Source organism: Mesorhizobium maamorense (assembly GCF_044998965.1).
GTDB lineage: Bacteria > Pseudomonadota > Alphaproteobacteria > Rhizobiales > Rhizobiaceae > Mesorhizobium.
Window position 1 is genome coordinate 5,071,590 of the sequence record NZ_CP173356.1, and the last position, 18,385, is coordinate 5,089,974.

Sequence of the window (18,385 nt, forward strand, 5' to 3'; positions counted from 1 at the left end):
AACTGCGCTACGTCCAATGTCCAAGCACGGCCGTTATCGAAATGGCCGCCATGGCCAGGAGCGCCAGCTTCCAGAAGTCGCTGCGCCGTTTCAGCCCCGGCCAGCCGAGCGGCTTGATCAACTGGATGACCATGATGCCAAGGATGACGAGGGCGAGGAGTTTCGACATGCCGCCTTTGACCAGCATCGCGGTCGGCTGTCAAAGCGCGTCGTTCGTCGCTCGAATAAAATAGGCGCCGCGATCCGGACTGGAACGCGGCGCCAGCCTTTGATCGGGGAACGATCTACTTCAGCGGCTTGAGGCCGGCCTCGATCGAAGCGCGCTTCGATTCCAGGAATGGCGGCAGGGCCAACTTTTCGCCCAGCGTCTCCAGCGGTTCGTCGGCGGTGAACCCCGGCCCGTCAGTGGCGATCTCGAACAGGATGCCATTCGGCTCGCGGAAATAGAGCGAGCGGAAATAATAGCGCTCGACCTCGCCGCTCGACGGCAGACGGAATTCGGCCAGCCGCGCCGTCCATTGATGCAGCGTCTCCTGGTCCGGCGCCCTGAAGGCGACGTGATGAACCGCACCGGCACCTTGCCTTGCCGGCGCCAGTCCCGGCTGCACCAGGACGTGCAATTCCGCCGCCGGCCCACCCTCGCCCATTTCAAAGACCTGAACCTGGCCCTCCGGCGAGGCATAGTCTCGGACCTTGCGCATGTTCATCACTTGCGTCACCACTGCTTCGGTATTGGTGAGGTCGGGAACGCTGATGACGATCGGCCCGAGCCCGCGGATCTGGTGTTCGACCGGCACGCGGCTTTGCGCCCAGGGGCGGCTGTCGCCCTTGCCGTCATCGCTGACGAGGCGCAGACGCTGGCCCTCGGGGTCCTCGAAATCCAGGCTGGCGTAGCCACCGATGTCGGCAATCTCACTCGTGACGATATTTTCGTCAGTCAAGTGTTGCTTCCACCAGGCAAGGCTGTCCTGGCCACCAACCCTGAGGCTGGTCCGCACAATGCTGTGGGTGCCGCGTCGCTCGCGGCCGACCGGCCAGTCGAAGAAAGTAGGGTCGGTGCCCGGCGTCGCTTCGCCATCGGCATAGAAGAGGTGGTAGGCTGAGGTATCGTCCTGGTTCACCGTCTTCTTGACCAGCCGCAAGCCCAGCACCCTTGTATAGAAATGAAGATTTCCACGCGCATTGGCGGTGATGGCGGTCAGATGGTGAATTCCTGTCAGTTGAAGGCTCATGGTCGTCTCCCTGTTTTTGGGGAAGAATTTTCTCCTTCCATATCAGAACTTCGGATCCCTGGCTGGAGACCACGTATCCTGACAGTCCGTCGCCAAAGGCTGAACAATGGATCATGACCAGGCATGCATTAGTGAACGATCTCGGCCTTCTAAACCTGCTTCGGGCCGCGGTCTGATGCAGTGAAAACGATACCTTCACAGGGATAACGCACCGATCGCAACTATTATCCAGGCCCTGCCATCCTCCTGACAGACTGCTGTCAGGAGGGGTGTGCGATACTGTCTTCATTCACAGAGAGGAGACTAGCCATGACCGGTTCCACCATTCTGCGCGGCATGCAGCACTATGTCGGCAAGATTCGTACGATGCGCAACGAGATCCGCACCCAGCGGTTTATCAACTCGCTGCCGGCGGACATTCGCAAGGATATCGGCTGGCCGGACATGTATGCCGAACGTCGCCTTCGCGACAATTGAGACGAATTTTTCGGCAAAGCGGTTGGATGTAGGCGCCCCAACGCCCAGATGATAAGTCCGGCACGCGAGGGACGGAGCGAGCGTATGCCCAAGCAGAAGACAATCGGCCTTCTTTTCATAGACGGCTTCGCCGACTGGGAATATGGCCTGCTGGCGACCTCGGCGGTCGAATGGTTCGGCGCCCGCGCGGTTTCGCTGACACCCGATGGCAGGCCGGTGAGCGGGATCAGCGGTTTCCGGCTGACGCCCGACCGCTCGGCCGGCGCCGATGAAAATGCCGATCTCGATGCCATCGTCGTCATTGGCTCCGACCGATGGGCGGGCGAGGCGCCGCCCGAGGTGGCGGAATTGCTCAGGGACGTTGCGATGCGGGATGGTGTCGTCGGCGGTATCTGCGCCGGAACACTGGCGCTGGCCCGAGCCGGCATGTTCGAGAAGGCGAGGCACACCAGCAATGGCCGTGACTGGATCAATCGCCACATTGCTGGCTATGCTGGCGATCACAATTATCAGGACGTGCCGCATGCCGTGTCCGACGGCAAGATCGTTTCCGCGCCAGGTTCGGCGCCCGGCACCTTCGCGCTGGCCTTCCTGAAGACGCTCTATCCTGAACGAAACGGCGAACTTGCCGAGATGCGGACGCTATTCGCCAGGGAGTATGCTGAACCCTCCTGACAGAATGGTGTCAGGAGCGCCATGCCATAGATGCGAGCGGTGAACAGGACGAGCGATGAAGAGCTGGACCGACAGATTGAACACGCCGGGGGTGAACGGCATCAAACCGGCCCCGCGCACGGTGGCAGATGGAGTCGAAGACCAGACGATGCTGGTGCCGACGGCGCAACAGGTCGACGAATTCATCCGCTCGATTCCCGAAGGCGTCGAGATGGACGTTCGCGTGCTGCGCACGGCGCTTGCCTTTGACCGTGGCGCCGAAGTGACATGCCCGGTCGCGATCGGCTATCATCGGCGTACCGTTGCCGAAGCAGCCATTGAGGATCTCGGGCGCGGCATGACGCTGAGCGATGTCGCGCCCTTCTGGCGCGAGCTCGATGCCAATGACGCCGACAAGGAGGAAATTGTCCTTCGGCGCGGAATTTGTGGCCGCGCAGCGCGAGTGCGAAGGCCTGAAACCATGATGCATGCCGCCGAGTGTTCTGCGGTTTCGGAATAAAGGCATGCGCAAGAACACGATGCATGCAGCCCAAAAGTGGGAACCGGTTTTGGGCGACATGCATAGGAACAACATCGAGGGACCATACGATGCGACGCGCCGACAGGCTCTTCCAGATCGTGCAGCATCTGCGCGGTGGCCGTCTGGTCACCGCGCAGAAGCTTGGCACATGGCTCGAGGTTTCCGAGCGAACCATCTATCGCGACATAGCCGACCTTCAGTCGACCGGAGTGCCGATCGACGGGGAAGCGGGCGTCGGCTACATGATGAGGGAGGGTTTCGACCTTCCACCGCTGATGTTCACGCGTGACGAGATCGTGGCGTTGGTCGCCGGCGCCCGCATGGTGCGTGCCTTTGGCGGTGCGGCCATGGCCCGGGCCGCTGATGAGGCTTTGGTCAAGATCGGCGCTGTGCTGCCCGATGCCGAAAAGGACCGTATCGCCCGCACTGAGATCCACACGCCGATGTGGGTGGTGAGCGACGCCGCGCGCGAAGCGATCGACCTGATCGAGCGCGCCATAGAGAAGCGCCAGGTGCTGACCATCGACTATTCGGACGAAGCTGGCCGCGGCACCGCCCGCGACATCAGGCCCTTGGGCCTTTGGTTCTGGGGCAAGGTGTGGACACTGGTCGCCTGGTGCGAGATGCGCGACGATTTCCGCGCCTTCCGCATCGATCGCATCGCCTCGGTGGTCATCGCAGGCCGCGTCTTCAAGCCGGAGCGCGGCAAGCAGCTCGCCGATTTTTACCGGGCGGTGGAACGCAGCGAGGATTACGGCATGGCGCCGGACCGTGCGGCGCGAAGCTGAGATCTCCAACCCGTAAGTAAAAAAGCCCGCTCGAAGCGGGCTTTTCGGTCGAGTTCGCGAGAATTCTACTCCTCGTCGTTATCCTTGTCCTTCGACTTCAGAGCCGAGAGCTTGGCGAACACGGCGTTGGCGTCGAGTTCGGCATCCTCGTCCTTCGGCTTTTCGGGAGCCGGAACCAGGCGCTCGGTCAGCGCCGCCGGCAGCAGTGTGTCGCCGACCGGCTGCGCCTGCTCGCGGCCGCGCGATGCGCGGTTGACTTCCATGTCAAGATCGATCTGCGAGGCGAGACCGAGCGTCACCGGGTCCATCGGCTGCAGGTTGGCAGAGTTCCAGTGCTTGCGCTCGCGGATCTGCTCGATCGTGGACTTGGTGGTGCCGACGAGGCGCGAGATCTGCGCGTCCTTCAATTCGGGATGGTTGCGCACCAACCAGAGAATGGCGTTAGGTCGGTCCTGACGCTTCGACAGCGGGGTATAGCGCGGACCCTTGCGCTTGGATTCCGGCACCCGCACCTTGGGGTCCGAGAGCTTCAGCCGCTGGTTCGGATCCTTCTCGGCACGCGCGATCTCGTCGCGGGTCAACTGGCCGGTCATGATCGGATCCATGCCCTTGATGCCTTGCGCCGATTCGCCGTCGGCGATCGCCTTGACCTCGAGCGGATGCAGCCCGCAGAACTGTGCTATCTGCTCGAAGGAAAGCGCGGTGTTGTCGACCAGCCAGACAGCGGTCGCCTTTGGCATCAGCAGCGTATTGGCCATTTTAAAAATCCTTCTCGTTCGCCCGCGTTCCCGCGCGGGCGGTGGTTTAGAGCCACCAAAATGGGAAATTCGCAGGTTATATAACCGCTCTCCGGCGGTTCCGCAATGTTTTTGGGAATGCGTGTCGTAAGCAGATGAGTTGTCCGGATTAGGTAGCACGTGAGTTGTCCGGTTTTATCGCCAGCGGATGGAGGCTGGGGATGAAGCGGACGGCATGGCTACAGGACCGGAGAATGCAGAAGTTTCGAGACGTATTGAGCCGCTGGAATGGTGGCGATCTTTCGATGATGGAGGCAGGCGAGTTGCTTGGCATGTCGGAGCGGCAATTCCGACGCTACCGCGACCGGTACGAAGAGGCTGGGGAAGCAGGGTTGCTGGATCGGCGCTTGGGCAAGCTTTCGACGCGTCGGGTGCCGGCGGAAGCGATTGAGGAGATGCTGGAGCTTTACCGTCATCGCTACCTCGGCTGGAATGTGAAGCATTTCCACGAGCACCTGCTGCGCGATCACCATTTCAGCTGGGGTTACACCTTCATCAAGACGCAGCTCCACGCGGCGGGCCTTGTGGAACGGGCCAAGCGGCGCGGTGCTCACCGGCGCAAGCGGGAGAGGAAGCCTTGCGAGGGGATGATGCTGCATCAGGATGGCAGCCGTCATCGATGGCTGGCGGGTGAGCCGATGCTGGACCTGATCGTGACGATGGACGATGCGACGAGCACGATCTATTCGGCCTTCCTGATCGAGGAGGAAGGCACGGCGTCGAGCTTTCAGGGCCTTCTGGAGACATTCGTCGCCAAGGGATTGCCATCGAGCCTCTACAGCGATCGCGGCAGCCACTATTTCGTGACGCTGAAGGCCGGCGAGGCGGTCGACAAAAGCCGGCTGACCCAGGTCGGCCGGGCGCTCGAGCGGCTGGGTATCGAACATATTCCAGCCTATTCCCCTGAAGCGCGAGGCCGCTCGGAGCGGATGTTCTCCACCTTGCAGGATCGGCTGCCGAGGGAGCTGGCGCTGGCCGGAATTGCCGACATCGAGGCCGCCAACCGGTTCATCGCACAGACCTACCTACCAGCTCACAATGCCCGCTTCGCCAGGCCGGCCGCGGTCGAGGACAGCGCCTTTGTCGCCGCAGACCCGCAACAACTGGCCCAGATCCTGTGCATCGAGGAGGAGCGCGTCGTTGCCCGCGACAACACGGTCGCCTTCGCGCGGCTGCGATTGCAGCTGCCGCAGAGCCCGATCCGGCATCACTTCGTCAAAGCCACCGTCAAGGTCAGGCACTACCCGGATGGAACCCTGGCGATCTTTCACGGGCCGCGCCGCATCGCTCGCTACAGCTCTGACGGCGCCGCAATCGAAGACACTTGCCCCATCAGGCAAGCCGCGTGAACCGCTTCGACGCCAAAACAGAAGCGGACAGATCATGTGCTACCAAACCGGACAACTTGATTAGCTACCGACATGTTTTTGGGAATGCGTTTTGGGAACGCGCGTCGATCTGGCAACCACACCGGGGGCGGATCGATCACGGACCGGCACGAAAATGGTGCCGCGAATATGTTTGGGATCCAGAAAGACAAAACCCGCCGGACAAGGTCCGGCGGGTTCGGAACCGGCGACGAGCAAGCGTCTGCGGCGGCTCTGCTTTGCGACCCCGCCTTGCGGCGGGGTGGTTCCTGAAGTCAGATCGCCTGGCGGGCGATCTTCTCGATGTCGGCGCGGTTGATGCCGAGATCGCTGAGCTGGCGCGCGTTGAGGCGGTTCAGTTCGCGCACGGTCTCGTTGTACATACGCCAGTTACGGAAAGCGCGGATCGGGTTCATGTCAGTCCTCCAAATGGGGTGTTCGTTTCGATGATGCTCAAATAGTCATCATCGAGCGGCACTTGAATGGCTGATTTTGCATAGCAATGATGCAAATGCTGCATTGCACCATTAAGCTTTTGTTCAGCTTGCAGGCAGGGGCCGGGTCGCGGGTATGAGCCCGCCTCGGCCAGCCGGGTATCGGCAATGTTGCCGTCAGCCGACGTCGAGCACGATCTTGCCGATATGCTCGCCTTCCTCCATACGCTCATGCGCCCGCCAGGCATCGGCAAGCGGGAAGATCATGTCCATGACGGGCGCGATCCGGCGCGTGCCGAGCAACGGCCACACCTGCGCTTCGAGCGCGGCTGCCAGCGCCGCCTTGAACTCGACGGTGCGCGGCCTCAGTGTCGAACCGGTATGAACAAGCCGCTTGGCCATGATTTTCGAGAAATCGGCGCTCGCCACCGCGCCGCCTTGCAGGGCGATCTGGACGATCCGGCCCTCGACCGCCGCGGCCTCGTAGTTGCGCGCCACATAGTCGCCGCCGACCATGTCGAGGATGACGTCGGCACCCTTGCCGCCCGTCGCTTCCTTGACCGCCGCGACGAAATCCTCCTCGCGGTAGTTGATCGCCCGGTCGGCTCCGAGCTTCAGGCAGGCATCGCATTTCTCCTTGTTGCCGGCCGTGGTGATGACATGGGCACCGAAGGCCGATGCAAGCTGGATCGCCGTTGTGCCGATACCCGAAGAGCCGCCATGAACCAGCAGCGTTTCGCCTTTCTTCAAGCCGCCGCGCTCGAACACATTGTGCCAGACGGTGAAATAGTTTTCCGGCACGGCCGCCGCTTCCGTGTGGGTGAAACCGGCCGGCAGCGGCAGCACGCTGCCGGCATGAACCTTGACATATTCGGCATAGCCGCCGCCGGGGTGAGCGCGCAGACGCGCTCGCCAAGGCGCCAGCGAGAGATTTCGTCGCCGAGCGCGGCCACTTCGCCCGACGCCTCCAGGCCCGGCAGGTCCGACGCACCGGGCGGCGGCGGATAGGCGCCCTTCCGCTGCTGCACGTCGGGCCTGTTGACGCCGGCGGCGCGCACCTTGATCAATATCTCGCCGGGACCGGGCACAGGCACATCGCGCGTCTCCGGTTTCAGCACCCTGGGCCCACCCGGCTCGGAGATCGCGATGGCCATCATCCTTGCCGGAATTTTAGATCCGCTCGCCATGAAATCTCCCGTCTTTCCTCGCCGCATTCTTGCCGGCTGTTTGCATCGACGCCCCTGCCCTATGTATGCTCATTGGCAAATCAGGCAAATGGCCAATCGGTATGGCGGAGGAGGAGCACAAATGGCGATCTTCGACGACGAACCCAAGAAGAAGGCGCGTCCGCACGAGATCGGCCAGGACCTGTCGCTGCTCTCCGTCGGCGAGTTGTCGGAACGGATCGGCATCCTGCGTGACGAGATCGCCCGGTTGGAGGCTGAACTCAAGTCGAAGGACAGCACCAAATCCGCGGCCGAGGCGCTGTTCCGCCGCGGATAAGGCCGAAAAGACCCGCCTCCGAAAAGCCCGAATGCGACTGTCTTCAGACTCTGCGTCTCTCCTCGATTTCAGCCGGATCAAAAAATGCTCGCAGCCTACAGACCGATCCTTTCGCTGCTTCGGGGCACCGCCTTCCTTTTGGCAGCGTCGGGATTGCACGGCTTGCTGTTGCCGCTGCGCGGCCAGGTGGAAGGCTTCTCCACCGCATCGCTTGGCCTGATGGGCACAGCCTGGGCCGGCGGCTTCGTCACCGGCTGCTTCTTTGCACCACGTATCGTGCGCCGTGCCGGCCACGTGCGCGCCTTCGGCGCCTTCGCCGCGTCCGGCGCCATCGTTGCGCTGCTCACCGGACTGGTCATCGACGAATATGTCTGGATCCTGTTGCGCGCCTTCACCGGCTTCACCATGGCCGGCGCCTTCATGGTCATCGAAAGCTGGCTGAACGAAAAGGCCACCAACGAGAATCGCGGCACCGTCTTCGGCCTCTATATGATGGTTACCTATGCCTCGATCATGGGCGGGCAGATGATCGTCGCCGGCGGCGACGTGAAATCGGCCTCACTCTTCATGATCACCGGCATCCTGTTCTGCCTGTCACTCATCCCGACCGCGGTATCGACCGCCTCGCACCCCAAGCCGCTCCAGGACGTCAAGCTCGACGTCAAGGGGCTCTACGCCAACTCGCCGGTTTCGGCCATCGCTTGCGTCCTCATCGGCATCGCCAACGGCGCATGGGGCACGCTTGGCGCCGTCTATGGCGCCCGCATCGGCATCTCCACCGCCGAGATCGCCTTGATGATGAGCCTGGTGGTGGTGGCGGGTGCCGCCATGCAGCTTCCGGCCGGGCGTTTCTCCGACAAGACCGACCGGCGCTTCGTACTGGCGGGTGCCGCTTTCGGCGCTGCGCTGTTCGCGCTCTTGATCTTCCTGTTCGAGCCGCGCTCCGGCGTCTTCGTCATCGTCTTCACCGCCGCTTACGGTGCTTTCGCCTATACGCTCTATTCGATCGCCGTGGCGCATGCCAACGACCACGCCAGTGCCGAGGACTTCGTCAAGGTTTCGGGCGGCCTGCTGCTGCTCTATGGCTTCGGCACCATGATCGGACCCTTGCTGGCGGCCGCCCTGATGGGCTGGATGCGTCCGGAGGGCCTGTTTCTGGCGACCGCCTTCGCGCATCTTTCCCTGGCAGGCTACACGCTGCTGCGCATTAGCCGCCGCGCGCCGGTGCCGATCGAGGACCGCGACGCCTTCAAGACGCAGCCCGCCGACCGTTCGGTGACGCCGGAAGCATTGCGGCTTGACCCAAGAAGAAAAGCAGAAGCAAACGGTTGAGATTCGAAGAACTTTGCCCCACAAATGAGGCATGATGCTTTCCGACGCCTTCATGGCGATCGCCGATCCCAACCGGCGCCATCTCCTGGAAGAACTTCGACGCGGTCCCAAAACCGTTAATCAACTGGCTGCCGGGCTGCCGGTCTCACGTCCGGCCGTATCGCAGCATCTGAAGGTGTTGCTCGATGCCGGCCTTGTCCACGCCAAGGCCGAAGGCACGCGGCGCGTCTATACGGTGAGCAATGCCGGCTTCCTGAAACTCAACATCTGGCTCGACCAATTTTGGGAGACTTGATCGTTCCTGTTCAAACGACCGGTCACGCACCACGATCAGCCATCATTATAGGGGAAGAGCTTGAAATAGGGCTGCGCCTCCTCAATCACCTGGGCGAAGGCCGGCCGCTGCAACAGCCGGTCATGGTAGCGACTCACGGCAGGATATCTGTCGCCGAATGGCTCGACCTTGTTGGCGTAGAACAGGGCCGGCGAGGCCGCGCAATCGGCCATGGTGAAGGCGTCGCCCACAGCCCAGTTCCTCGACGCCATCTCCTGCTCGATGATCGCGTAGGAATTGCGCAACTGGTCGCGCGCCTGTTCGACGCCGAACGGATCGGTCCTACGTTCCGGGCGCAGCCGGTCCCCGACGATCTTCTGCATCGGTTCCTGCACATAGAGATCGTAAAAGCGATCGGCCTGGCGAACCGCGATTGCGAGGTCGATATCGGCGGGGACGAGGTCGACCGGTCCGGGATAGTGCGCGGCCAGATACTCGATGACGAGGGTCGACTCCAGCACGGTGCGGTCGCGCGCATCGTCACGCAAAGCGGGCATCTTGCCCCAGGGCGCTATCTTCAGGAAGGCCGCTCGCGACTGCTCGTCGCCGAGATCGACGATGACGGACGCGAACGGCGTGCCGTTCTCGTAGAGCGCGATCAGCGGCTTCCAGCAAAACGAGGCCAGCGGATGATAGTGAAGCGTCAGGGACATTTTTGCTCACCTGTCTCGGGGTTCACGTCGTCTAGACCGAAATGTTTACTTAACTATTGCCCAAACTTGTGGCGTCAGGACCGCGCTTTGAGTGCCAATCGGCCCGGATATGAGCAACGATGCCGGCGACGATCACACCCCAATCGTCCGGATGCAGTTCGTGGCCGCCGCCTTCAACCCGGAGGAGTTTCGCGCCGGCGACCGCCCCGGCCAGCGCTTCGCCATGCTCGACCGGAAAGATGGGATCGGCCGTACCATGGATGACCAGCAGCGGCGCGTTCATCTCGTGCAGTCGGCCCCTCCATCGGTCACTATCGCCCTTGAGCAGGAAATGATTGGTCGCGCTGAGCAGGCCGGCGGAGCGATCATAGTCCCGCTCGATGAAGGCTTTCATGCGGCCCTCGTCGAAGGGATGTGCTGTGCTGGCGATCGCCTTGGCATCTTTGATCATGAAGTCGATGACCTGGCGGCGATCCGACCAGTCAATGTGCGCGCCTTCAGCCGAATGTTTGATATAGGCATCGCTGGTCTGCGGCAGGTACGAGGTGTCCACCCCCATCGGCGAGCTGCTGATCACGGTCAGCGACGCGACACGGGACGGATGCTTGAGCGCCACGAGCTGCGCGATCATGCCGCCCATCGACATGCCGGCGATATGCGCCTTGTCGAGGCCATGGCTGTCGAGAACGCCGATCGCATCGTCGGCCATGTCGTCGAACGTGTAGGGCGGCTCTCCCGGCGGGTATTTGGTCGAGCGGCCGGTATCTCGATTATCATAGCGGATTACGAACAGTCCCGCGGCGGCGAGTTTCCGGCAAAACGCCTCCGGCCACCACAGCATTGAGGCCATCGCTCCCATGATCAGCAGCAGAGCGGGGTCGGCGGGGTCGCCAAAGGCTTCGGATATGATAGTGGGGCGTCCGGTCTTCGTCATCGCGTGGCCTCCTCATCTGCTTGCATTTTGCAATCGGTTGCACCATAATAAACCGATACAATAATGCAACCGGTTTTGGAGAAATCGAATGAACATCGATCGCCGCTCGGGTTGCCCGATCAATCTTTCGCTGGAAGTGTTCGGCGACCGCTGGAGCCTGATCATCCTTCGCGATATGATTTTTGGCGGCAGGCGCCATTTTCGCGAGTTGCTCAACGGGTCGATGGAAGGCATTGCTTCCAACATACTGGCCGACCGGCTGAAGCGGCTGATGGATCTGGGCATGCTGACCAAGGCCGACGATCCTTCGCACAAGCAGAAGGCGATCTACAGCCTGACCGAAATGGCGATCACCCTGGTGCCGATCCTTGCCCATCTCGGCGCCTGGGGCCGCGTCTGGCTGCCGGTCAGCGAGGAATTGTCGATCCGGGCCGAGCTTCTGGAAAAGGGCGGGCCGCCGCTATGGGAGAAATTCATGGACGAGTTGCGCCATGAGCATCTCGGCACGGCTCTCGATGCAGCGTCCGGCCCCTCTGTACGCGCGACGCTGCAGGCCGCCTATGAGGCCGTGCTCGCCAGCAAGGCTCTCGGCGCCAACCCGGCCGCGTGACCAACTATTTTCCCCGTTGAATGGCCGGCTCTGCTACAAGAGGCCGAAAATCACGTCACGAGATTGGAACAGACTCTTGGTTGAGAACTCTAGGGATACTGCCCGCGCGCGCGCCGATCTGCGCTTCAAGAAGCAGGAGGAAGCGGCCACGGTCCGACAGAAGGCGATGGCCGAGTATGTCGCCGAGAGCGATGCCCGCAAGGTCAAGACCGACAAGCTGCGGGCGCTGCGGCTGGCCAAGGAAGCCGAAGACCTTGCCAACGCGCCGGCAGTGCCCGCCAAGAAGCCCGCCCGCGCCAAGAAGAAGTAGCACGCCGCTCCCGGTTGCTTCGTTGCCGGCCCTGAGCCGGTGGCCGTTGATCGCATTTGGTGGATCGCGGCATAGGCGCGATCCGGATCGGCGCGTTCACCCCGCTTTCCACGAAGCAATTTCAACCGGAACCTGGATTGCCTCGTCCGGCTGGCTGCCGATGATTATCCGTTCAAACAGGAGATCGCCATGACCGCACTGCCGCTCGACAAAGCCCTCGAGATCATCGATGCCGCCTTCACCAAGGGCGCGGAGCTCAAGCTCAGGCCGCTCGGCGTCTCGGTGCTCGACGCCGGCGGCCATCTCGTCGCCTTCCAGCGCCAGGACGGCGCCTCGTTCCTGCGCCCGCAAATGTCGGCCGGCAAGGCCTATGGCGCGCTCGCCATCGGCATGGGCTCGCGCCGCGTCGAGGCCTTCGCCAAGGAGCGCCCGCATCTCATGACCGGCATCTCCGACGTCTCGGGCGGACGCGTGTTGCCAGTCGTGGGCGGCGTGCTGATCCGCGACAAGGCAGGCAGCATCATAGGCGCGGTCGGTATTTCGGGCGACAGCTCGGACAATGACGAAGCCGCCGCCATCGCCGGCATCGAGGCCGCCGGCTTCACCGCCGATCCGGGCTGAGGTTAATTCAGGTTGATATCCCTGCTCGCCGACCGCATCGACACCGAGAAGCCGGCGAGCACGTCGAACAGCGCGATGATCATCAGCGTGAAGAAGACCGAGTGCGCGGCGCCCTTGACCAGCAGGAACTCGACCAGGAAGGCCACGAAGACCAGCGTCGACAACAGATGGTCCATGATCGAGGCGTTCGTAGTGCGCGCCGATTTCACGATCTCGACGAAGAGGAAGATGAGCCCGATCAGCACCATAAGGTCGCCGAGCGTCATCGAGAACACCCCGCCGGACATCATGCCGACGGAAAAGACCTCGCTTGCCCAGGGATCGTCACCGCTGCCGAATATTCCGAGCAGCCCGAGATTGTAGAGGACAAAGGGCACGATCAGCAGCGGGACGGCACCGAACATCTGGCGTCTCCATTTGGGGGCACCCCTTTGTAGAGTGCGCCACCGGCACGCCGTCAAGAATTTTCGCAGCACGCCCCAAACACGCTAGAAGACCGAATGCAACAACGATGTCAGCCGGTTGTCCGGCCGACATCTTAGAAATCGAGCCGCGGGATGCGTGACCGCGCACCCCGCTCGCGATCAGCGCTTGAAGTAGCCGGCGCGCACGGCCGCGCCGATGACGTTGAGGATGATATGGCCGGCCGTCATCGAGGTGATCTCGTTGACGTCGCGCGCCGGCGCGATCTCGACGATATCCATGCCGACCAGCCTTCCTTTGCCGACCAGCCCCTTGATGAGCTCAATCGTCTGCCGGTAGCTGACGCCGCCCGGCTGTGGCCCCTCGACCGCCGGCATCACCGCCGGATCGAGGCCGTCGGCATCGATGGTGAGATAGTAGCGACCGCCGTCGGGAATTCGCTTCAGGAGCGCGGCGGTGCCGATGTCCTGCCATTCATTGGTGGTGATGATGTTGGCGCCATAGGCGCGGGCGGCCTCGACCTCCTCGGTGCGCGCGCTGCCTTGGCCGCGAACGCCGACTTGGAAAATATCCTTGATATGCGTCATTTCTGAGGCCCGGCGGATGGTGCTGGAATAGCCCTCCTTGACCCCGTTGACGTTGTCACGCCAGTCGAGATGGGCATCGAGCTGAACCAGCGTGATCGGACCCTCGCCGTCAAGCGCCCGGAAGATCGGGATCGGAATGCCGTGGTCGCCGCCGATTGTGATCGGCAGTGCGCCCGCGGCGCGGATCTTGCGAATCGCCGCTTCGGCTCTGCCGTAGTGCCCGACATGATCGGCCGCCGCGCCGGGAACGTCGCCGACGTCTACCACCTTGATGTCCTTGCCGTCGAAGACTGGCCCACCGATGTCGAAATCATAGCGGTCGAGCGCCTGGCTGATCCGCTGCGAGGCGCGCCGCACCGCGGTCGGCGCATTGGTCTGGTCGTTGATCAACTCGTCGATCGTGTAGGGATCGCCATAGGGCATGCCGATGATGGCGACATCGGCCTTCAGCGTGTCGAGATCCTCGACCAGCGGAAAGTTCATGAATGTCTGGAAGACATCGCGCGGCGCGGTGGTGAGTTTGGACATGGGGTCTCCTCTGCGTTGAAGCTTTTTTGGATCAGGCGCCACGGCGGGCTGCGAGATGAGGCTGCAGCCTGTGCTCCAGGCTGCGCGAGATCGCTGCCACGAAGGCCGTCAGCCCCCAGTACAGCAATGCGATGGCGGTGAAGATCTCCACCGGCGAGAATGTGCGGCCAATGATGTTCTGGGCCATGTAGGTGAGTTCCGGCACGGTGATCGCCGACAGGATCGCCGATTCCTTGATCAGCGTGATGGTGAGATTGGTGGCCGCGGGCAGGATGTAGCCGAGCACCTGCGGCACCAGGATCTTGCGGAAGATAGTCAGGTAGCGCAGCCCCAGCGCGTAGCCGGCCTCGACCTGGCCGTACGAAATCGACTGGATCGCGCCCCTGATGATCTCGGCCGAATAGGCGCTGGCATAGGCTGACAGCGCGCCGATCGAAACGACCACGGGCGAGAGCCTGACACCGAACATCGGCAAGGCGTAGAACAAAAGGAATATCTGGATCAGGAACGGGATATTGCGGAATATTTCGACATAGGCTGAGACGATCGCCGTCGGCACCCGTCCGCCGCGCAGCCGGATAAGCGCCAGCACGGTGCCGAGCGCGAAGCCGAACGGCAATGCGACAGCGCACATCAGCACCGTGTTGCCGAAGCCGTTGGCGAGGATCTGCCAGTTGTCCGCTATGACGGAAAAATCGAAGCTCATGCGCGTACGCCTTGCGCCTTGCGTTCCAGGCGCTTGGTCAGCACGCTGCATGAGAGCAGCACGACGAAATACAGCACCGCCGCGATGCAGAAGGCCTCGACCGGCCGGTAAGTGACGTTCATGATGTTCTGCGCGGTGCGGGTCAGTTCCACCACCGCGATCACCGACAGGATCGAGGATGCCTTCACCAGCATGGTGAACTCGTTGACCATCGGTGGGATAATGGCGCGGAAGAGCTGCGGCAGGATGACCTTGAACCAGGTCACGGCAGGCTTCAGCCCGAGCGCCTTGGCCGCCTCGTACTGGCCGGCGGGAATGCGCGTCAGCCCGGCGCGCAGGATTTCGGCGACGAAGGCCGCGCTGTTGAAGCTGAGCGCCAGCACGCCGGCCAGGAGCGGCGGCAGGTCGATACCGACGAGGCCCGGCAGCACGTAGTAGACCATGAAGATCTGCACGATCAGCGGCGTGCCTCGGATGAAGCTGGTGTAGACCGCGCCGATCCAGCGGATCACGCGCCAGCGCGACCTGCCACATGCGAGCAGGCCGAAGCCGATCAATGTGCCCACCAGAAACCCCAGCGCCGAGACGCTCAGCGTGATGCCGGCGCCGGCCAGGAATTCCGGCAGGAAGGTCAGCGTCTTTGAAAAATGGAACATTTTTCAGCTCGAATGATCCCTGGACGTCCGGGCCATCCGAGACCGGCGCGTCCAATGACTGGAACCACCGGTCCGGCAGCGCCGGGCGCCTGGTTGGGGGCTTAGAGCGCGCCAGGCGGCAGATAACCCTCGTCTGGCGTCTTCATCTCGAACCCGAACCATTTGAGCTGAAGCTCCTTCAGCTTGCCGCTGTCCTTCAAGTCGCCGATTTTGGCGTTGATGAAGGCGCGCAGATCCTTGTCCTCCGGCCGCACCACCCAGGAGAGATAGGAGAATTCGCCGATCGAGCCGACGACCTTGTAGGTATCGGGAACGTTCTTCATCAGAACGGCCGCCGAAGGCGAGGCGATGACGATGGCGTCGACCTGGCCGGAGGCCAGAGCGACATGGGTCTCGGGGAAGGAGGTGAACAGCTTCATCTCGCCGACACCCTTGCCGCCCTTATCCTTGAGCTCCTTGTCATAGGCCTCGATGATGGGCTGCACGGAGGAGGCGAGTTGCGTGGCCACCACCATGCCGTTGATGTCCTCCGGCTTCTTGATGCGCTCCTCGTCGACGCGCACGACGACGACGTTCTCGAACGAACCGGTTGGCCGCGTGTAGGCGTATTTCGCCGCCCGCTCGGCGTTGATGCCGGTCGAGGTCGCCATCAGGTCGAACTTCTTGGCCAGCAGCCCTGGCAGCAAGCCTTGGAAAGGCAGGTTGAGCTGGTCGAGCTTCACGCCGAGCTGGCTGACCACATAGTCGAGAATGTCCTTGTTATAGCCGACGATCTGGCCGTCGCGGACGAATTCGAACGGCTCGAACGCGGCCTCGGTTCCGACAAGGATGGTGCCGCGCTGCTTGATTTGGTCGACCAGCCCATCGGCATGGGCGGTGGCAGTGAACGGCAGGAGGAGCGGCGCGGCGGCAAGAAGGGTCAGGACGCGGCGGCGCGAAGCGGAAAGAAACTCACCCATTGTTACCCTCTTTTTTCTTCGGTTTTGCTGTGCTGGTAAGCCCGGCCGCTATGCTTGAAGACGCGACCGATCATGTAGCTCTCGGAATCCTTGATCCCGGGAACGTTGGCCAGTTCACTGACGAGGAAATCGTGCAGGCTGGTCGTGGATGGCAAAGTGAGCTGGATGATGATGTCGAACGGCCCGGTCATGGCGTAGACGCTGTCGACGAACGAGTATTCCGATAGTTTTCGAGCAACACTGATGATGTGCTCGCGGTCGACGTCGAGCCCGACAATGGCCGCAATGCCGACATCGCTGCGCAAAGGGCGCACGACCGCCTGGATGCAGATATCGGGATCCTCGAGCACACGGGCCATTTTCCGCCGCACCGTCGCTTCGGTGACGCCGATGCGCTTGGCGATATCCACGCTCGACATCCGCCCATCGACCTTGAGTTGGGAAAGCACGGCCTGCTCGGTATCGTCGAGATCACTTGTGCTGACGAAATCCCACATCGAATTCCCAATCTGTGTCGATTTCCGACTATAAATTCAAAAATCGCATAAGAAACCGTCTATGGCAATCCCACAGATTGCGAAAAACACCAGCGACGCTTCCTCCGGCGATTGCCGCGCATCGGGCTCACGGTTCGATCATTGGGAAAAGTCGTGTCGAGCGAGTCGAAGGCGATGTGCGGTATGCAATCGGCCATGCCTCGAGGATGCACGATGAGGCGGCGTCCGGGCCGATCGGAGATCAAGGCCTGGAGACGCAGCTACGCTGTCGGTCGTCGGTCCCGACAGACGCAAAAAGACCGGCCAGCGGCCGGTCTTTTTAGCTCAAACATCAGGAAAGCTGGTCTCAGCTTTCCTTGGGCGTCAGCACCTGGCGGCCGCGATACATGCCGGTCTTCAGGTCGATATGGTGCGGGCGGCGCATTTCGCCGGAGTTCTTGTCCTCGACATAGGTCGGGGCCTTGAGGGCGTCTGCCGAGCGGCGCATGCCGCGCTTGGACGGAGAGGTTTTTCGTTTTGGAACGGCCATGGATATGCTCCACTACATGGTCAAAAGCCCCGCCCGCCCTCGTGAAAGGGCCGTGTCAGGGGCCGGAATCTGAGAAAGTCGGGTGCCTATACACGCCCGGTGCCGTTTTGGCCAGCGCTGCCCGCGAATTTTTTTATGTCGGCTACTGGAGGCAGCCGACATAAGCGCCGGATCGGCCGGCGCGCCGCTCGATCAGGTTGGCCAGCCTCCTCAGCCCCGGCCCGGGCTTGGCCGGGTTGCGGGCGATCGGATTTGGCAAGCTGACGGCAAGCAGCGCGGCCTGACGGCGCGACAGCTGTTTTGCCGAAATACCGAAATGGTGCCGCGCCGCCGCCTCGATGCCGTATATGCCCGGCCCCCACTCGGCGATGTTGAGGTAGATTTCCATGATGCGCCGCTTCGACATCACCGCGTCGAGATACACGGCCAGCGGCAACTCGACCACTTTACGAACCGTGCCCAGCGGACGAGACCACAAGAACAGGTTCTTCACCGTCTGCATGGTGATGGTCGAGGCGCCGCGCGTCCCCTCGCCGGCCAGCGCGTCGTCGACGACACCCCGCAATTCGCCGAGGTCGACGCCGCGATGGAAACAGAACTGTCCGTCCTCCGACATGATCACCGAATTGGCCAGCACCGGTGCCACGTCGTCGATCGACACCCAGCGGCGGTCATAGCCGGAGAAGGTGGCAAGATCCTTCAGCATCAGCGTCGACACCGGATGCACGAAAGACGGCAGATAGAGAAAGGTCAGCACCGTAGGGATAAGCGCCAGCACGGCAGCCACGACGATACCGCGCCGGACCCAGCGTTTGAGAGCACGACGGTTCACGCCACGGGATCTCGTCGCCATGTCCAGCTTTTCGGTTTCATGATCGACGATCGGTTCCGCCAAGTCGCCCAACCCGTGTCT

General features: G+C 62.3%; 25 protein-coding genes and 1 pseudogene. 11 read left to right on the forward strand and 15 right to left on the reverse strand.

Going from position 1 to position 18,385, the window contains the following annotated elements:
• Nucleotides 1-7: 7 nt before the first annotated feature.
• Both ACIU1A_RS25310 and ACIU1A_RS25315 read right to left on the reverse strand, forming a co-directional pair.
• Complete coding sequence (locus ACIU1A_RS25310; RefSeq protein WP_181165425.1) at nucleotides 8-187, reverse strand: hypothetical protein; 180 nt, start codon at nucleotides 185-187, stop codon at nucleotides 8-10.
• A gap of 97 nt (nucleotides 188-284) precedes the next feature.
• Complete coding sequence (locus ACIU1A_RS25315) at nucleotides 285-1,232, reverse strand: ring-cleaving dioxygenase (RefSeq protein WP_404925545.1); 948 nt, start codon at nucleotides 1,230-1,232, stop codon at nucleotides 285-287.
• Nucleotides 1,233-1,541: 309 nt separating this feature from the next.
• On the opposite strand from ACIU1A_RS25315, the gene ACIU1A_RS25320 reads away from it, so the two are divergent.
• The 4 genes from ACIU1A_RS25320 (at nucleotide 1,542) to ACIU1A_RS25335 (ending at nucleotide 3,692) form a co-directional block, all read left to right on the forward strand.
• Nucleotides 1,542-1,709, forward strand: coding sequence for a hypothetical protein (locus ACIU1A_RS25320; protein WP_140500534.1), 168 nt, complete (start codon nucleotides 1,542-1,544; stop codon nucleotides 1,707-1,709).
• 84 nt (nucleotides 1,710-1,793) lie between these two features.
• Nucleotides 1,794-2,384 (forward strand): DJ-1/PfpI family protein, encoded by a 591-nt coding sequence (locus ACIU1A_RS25325; protein ID WP_404925546.1) that lies wholly within the window; start codon nucleotides 1,794-1,796, stop codon nucleotides 2,382-2,384.
• 55 nt (nucleotides 2,385-2,439) lie between these two features.
• Complete coding sequence (locus ACIU1A_RS25330) at nucleotides 2,440-2,883, forward strand: hypothetical protein (protein ID WP_404925547.1); 444 nt, start codon at nucleotides 2,440-2,442, stop codon at nucleotides 2,881-2,883.
• A gap of 89 nt (nucleotides 2,884-2,972) precedes the next feature.
• Nucleotides 2,973-3,692 (forward strand): YafY family protein, encoded by a 720-nt coding sequence (locus ACIU1A_RS25335; protein ID WP_140500532.1) that lies wholly within the window; start codon nucleotides 2,973-2,975, stop codon nucleotides 3,690-3,692.
• A gap of 65 nt (nucleotides 3,693-3,757) precedes the next feature.
• Here the strand turns inward: ACIU1A_RS25335 and ACIU1A_RS25340 are convergent, their stop codons facing one another.
• Entirely contained in the window at nucleotides 3,758-4,450 is a 693-nt protein-coding gene (locus tag ACIU1A_RS25340) for a DUF1013 domain-containing protein (protein ID WP_140500530.1), read from the reverse strand.
• Between the two features lie 233 nt (nucleotides 4,451-4,683).
• On the opposite strand from ACIU1A_RS25340, the gene ACIU1A_RS25345 reads away from it, so the two are divergent.
• Nucleotides 4,684-5,838, forward strand: coding sequence for an ISNCY family transposase (locus ACIU1A_RS25345; RefSeq protein WP_140898061.1), 1,155 nt, complete (start codon nucleotides 4,684-4,686; stop codon nucleotides 5,836-5,838).
• Between the two features lie 293 nt (nucleotides 5,839-6,131).
• Here ACIU1A_RS25345 and ACIU1A_RS25350 read toward each other — a convergent pair whose 3' ends face one another.
• Together ACIU1A_RS25350 and ACIU1A_RS25355 are read right to left on the reverse strand one after the other, a co-directional pair.
• Nucleotides 6,132-6,272, reverse strand: coding sequence for a DUF1127 domain-containing protein (locus tag ACIU1A_RS25350; protein ID WP_140500528.1), 141 nt, complete (start codon nucleotides 6,270-6,272; stop codon nucleotides 6,132-6,134).
• A gap of 195 nt (nucleotides 6,273-6,467) precedes the next feature.
• Nucleotides 6,468-7,477: pseudogene (locus tag ACIU1A_RS25355) on the reverse strand (NAD(P)H-quinone oxidoreductase).
• Between the two features lie 121 nt (nucleotides 7,478-7,598).
• Between ACIU1A_RS25355 and ACIU1A_RS25360 the strand changes: the two are divergent.
• The 3 genes from ACIU1A_RS25360 to ACIU1A_RS25370 all read left to right on the forward strand — a co-directional run bounded on the left by ACIU1A_RS25360 (nucleotide 7,599) and on the right by ACIU1A_RS25370 (nucleotide 9,420).
• The gene (locus tag ACIU1A_RS25360) at nucleotides 7,599-7,793 is read left to right on the forward strand and encodes a DUF1192 domain-containing protein (RefSeq protein WP_140500525.1); all 195 of its coding nucleotides are present in this window, start codon (nucleotides 7,599-7,601) and stop codon (nucleotides 7,791-7,793) included.
• Between the two features lie 84 nt (nucleotides 7,794-7,877).
• The gene (locus ACIU1A_RS25365; RefSeq protein WP_140500523.1) at nucleotides 7,878-9,125 is read left to right on the forward strand and encodes an MFS transporter; all 1,248 of its coding nucleotides are present in this window, start codon (nucleotides 7,878-7,880) and stop codon (nucleotides 9,123-9,125) included.
• A gap of 31 nt (nucleotides 9,126-9,156) precedes the next feature.
• The gene (locus ACIU1A_RS25370) at nucleotides 9,157-9,420 is read left to right on the forward strand and encodes a helix-turn-helix transcriptional regulator (protein ID WP_140500522.1); all 264 of its coding nucleotides are present in this window, start codon (nucleotides 9,157-9,159) and stop codon (nucleotides 9,418-9,420) included.
• Between the two features lie 35 nt (nucleotides 9,421-9,455).
• Here the strand turns inward: ACIU1A_RS25370 and ACIU1A_RS25375 are convergent, their stop codons facing one another.
• Nucleotides 9,456-10,112, reverse strand: a complete 657-nt coding sequence (locus ACIU1A_RS25375; protein WP_140517605.1) for a glutathione S-transferase family protein — start codon at nucleotides 10,110-10,112, stop codon at nucleotides 9,456-9,458.
• A 49-nt stretch (nucleotides 10,113-10,161) separates the two neighbouring features.
• Nucleotides 10,162-11,046 carry an alpha/beta fold hydrolase gene (locus ACIU1A_RS25380; protein WP_404925548.1) on the reverse strand — a complete coding sequence of 295 codons (885 nt, stop codon included), beginning with the start codon at nucleotides 11,044-11,046 and terminating at the stop codon, nucleotides 10,162-10,164.
• 88 nt (nucleotides 11,047-11,134) lie between these two features.
• Between ACIU1A_RS25380 and ACIU1A_RS25385 the strand changes: the two genes are divergently transcribed.
• From ACIU1A_RS25385 to ACIU1A_RS25395, 3 genes are all read left to right on the forward strand, one after another.
• Nucleotides 11,135-11,656: a winged helix-turn-helix transcriptional regulator gene (locus ACIU1A_RS25385; protein ID WP_404925549.1), complete on the forward strand. Its 522-nt coding sequence runs from the start codon at nucleotides 11,135-11,137 to the stop codon at nucleotides 11,654-11,656.
• Between the two features lie 76 nt (nucleotides 11,657-11,732).
• Nucleotides 11,733-11,966: a hypothetical protein gene (locus ACIU1A_RS25390; RefSeq protein WP_140500515.1), complete on the forward strand. Its 234-nt coding sequence runs from the start codon at nucleotides 11,733-11,735 to the stop codon at nucleotides 11,964-11,966.
• Nucleotides 11,967-12,155: 189 nt separating this feature from the next.
• Nucleotides 12,156-12,587, forward strand: a complete 432-nt coding sequence (locus ACIU1A_RS25395) for a heme-binding protein (protein ID WP_140562417.1) — start codon at nucleotides 12,156-12,158, stop codon at nucleotides 12,585-12,587.
• 2 nt (nucleotides 12,588-12,589) lie between these two features.
• Here the strand turns inward: ACIU1A_RS25395 and ACIU1A_RS25400 are convergent, their stop codons facing one another.
• The 8 genes from ACIU1A_RS25400 to ACIU1A_RS25435 form a co-directional block, all read right to left on the reverse strand.
• Complete coding sequence (locus tag ACIU1A_RS25400; protein ID WP_140500511.1) at nucleotides 12,590-12,991, reverse strand: hypothetical protein; 402 nt, start codon at nucleotides 12,989-12,991, stop codon at nucleotides 12,590-12,592.
• Nucleotides 12,992-13,171: 180 nt separating this feature from the next.
• Nucleotides 13,172-14,125 (reverse strand): agmatinase, encoded by a 954-nt coding sequence (locus ACIU1A_RS25405; RefSeq protein ID WP_140558870.1) that lies wholly within the window; start codon nucleotides 14,123-14,125, stop codon nucleotides 13,172-13,174.
• A 31-nt stretch (nucleotides 14,126-14,156) separates the two neighbouring features.
• Nucleotides 14,157-14,831 carry an amino acid ABC transporter permease gene (locus ACIU1A_RS25410; RefSeq protein WP_404925550.1) on the reverse strand — a complete coding sequence of 225 codons (675 nt, stop codon included), beginning with the start codon at nucleotides 14,829-14,831 and terminating at the stop codon, nucleotides 14,157-14,159.
• Nucleotides 14,828-15,487 carry an amino acid ABC transporter permease gene (locus ACIU1A_RS25415; RefSeq protein WP_140568180.1) on the reverse strand — a complete coding sequence of 220 codons (660 nt, stop codon included), beginning with the start codon at nucleotides 15,485-15,487 and terminating at the stop codon, nucleotides 14,828-14,830. Before ACIU1A_RS25415 ends, ACIU1A_RS25410 begins: the two co-directional genes overlap by 4 nt.
• Nucleotides 15,488-15,588: 101 nt before the next feature.
• Nucleotides 15,589-16,446 (reverse strand): transporter substrate-binding domain-containing protein, encoded by an 858-nt coding sequence (locus ACIU1A_RS25420; protein ID WP_404925551.1) that lies wholly within the window; start codon nucleotides 16,444-16,446, stop codon nucleotides 15,589-15,591.
• Between the two features lie 2 nt (nucleotides 16,447-16,448).
• Entirely contained in the window at nucleotides 16,449-16,943 is a 495-nt protein-coding gene (locus tag ACIU1A_RS25425) for an Lrp/AsnC family transcriptional regulator (RefSeq protein ID WP_140500504.1), read from the reverse strand.
• A gap of 346 nt (nucleotides 16,944-17,289) precedes the next feature.
• On the reverse strand, nucleotides 17,290-17,472 hold the full coding sequence (gene rpmF, locus ACIU1A_RS25430; protein ID WP_008834724.1) for a 50S ribosomal protein L32: 183 nt from the start codon (nucleotides 17,470-17,472) through the stop codon (nucleotides 17,290-17,292).
• A gap of 142 nt (nucleotides 17,473-17,614) precedes the next feature.
• A complete protein-coding gene (locus ACIU1A_RS25435) occupies nucleotides 17,615-18,376 on the reverse strand; it encodes a transglycosylase domain-containing protein (RefSeq protein WP_140500502.1) in 762 nt (253 codons plus the stop codon).
• Nucleotides 18,377-18,385 lie beyond the last annotated feature (9 nt).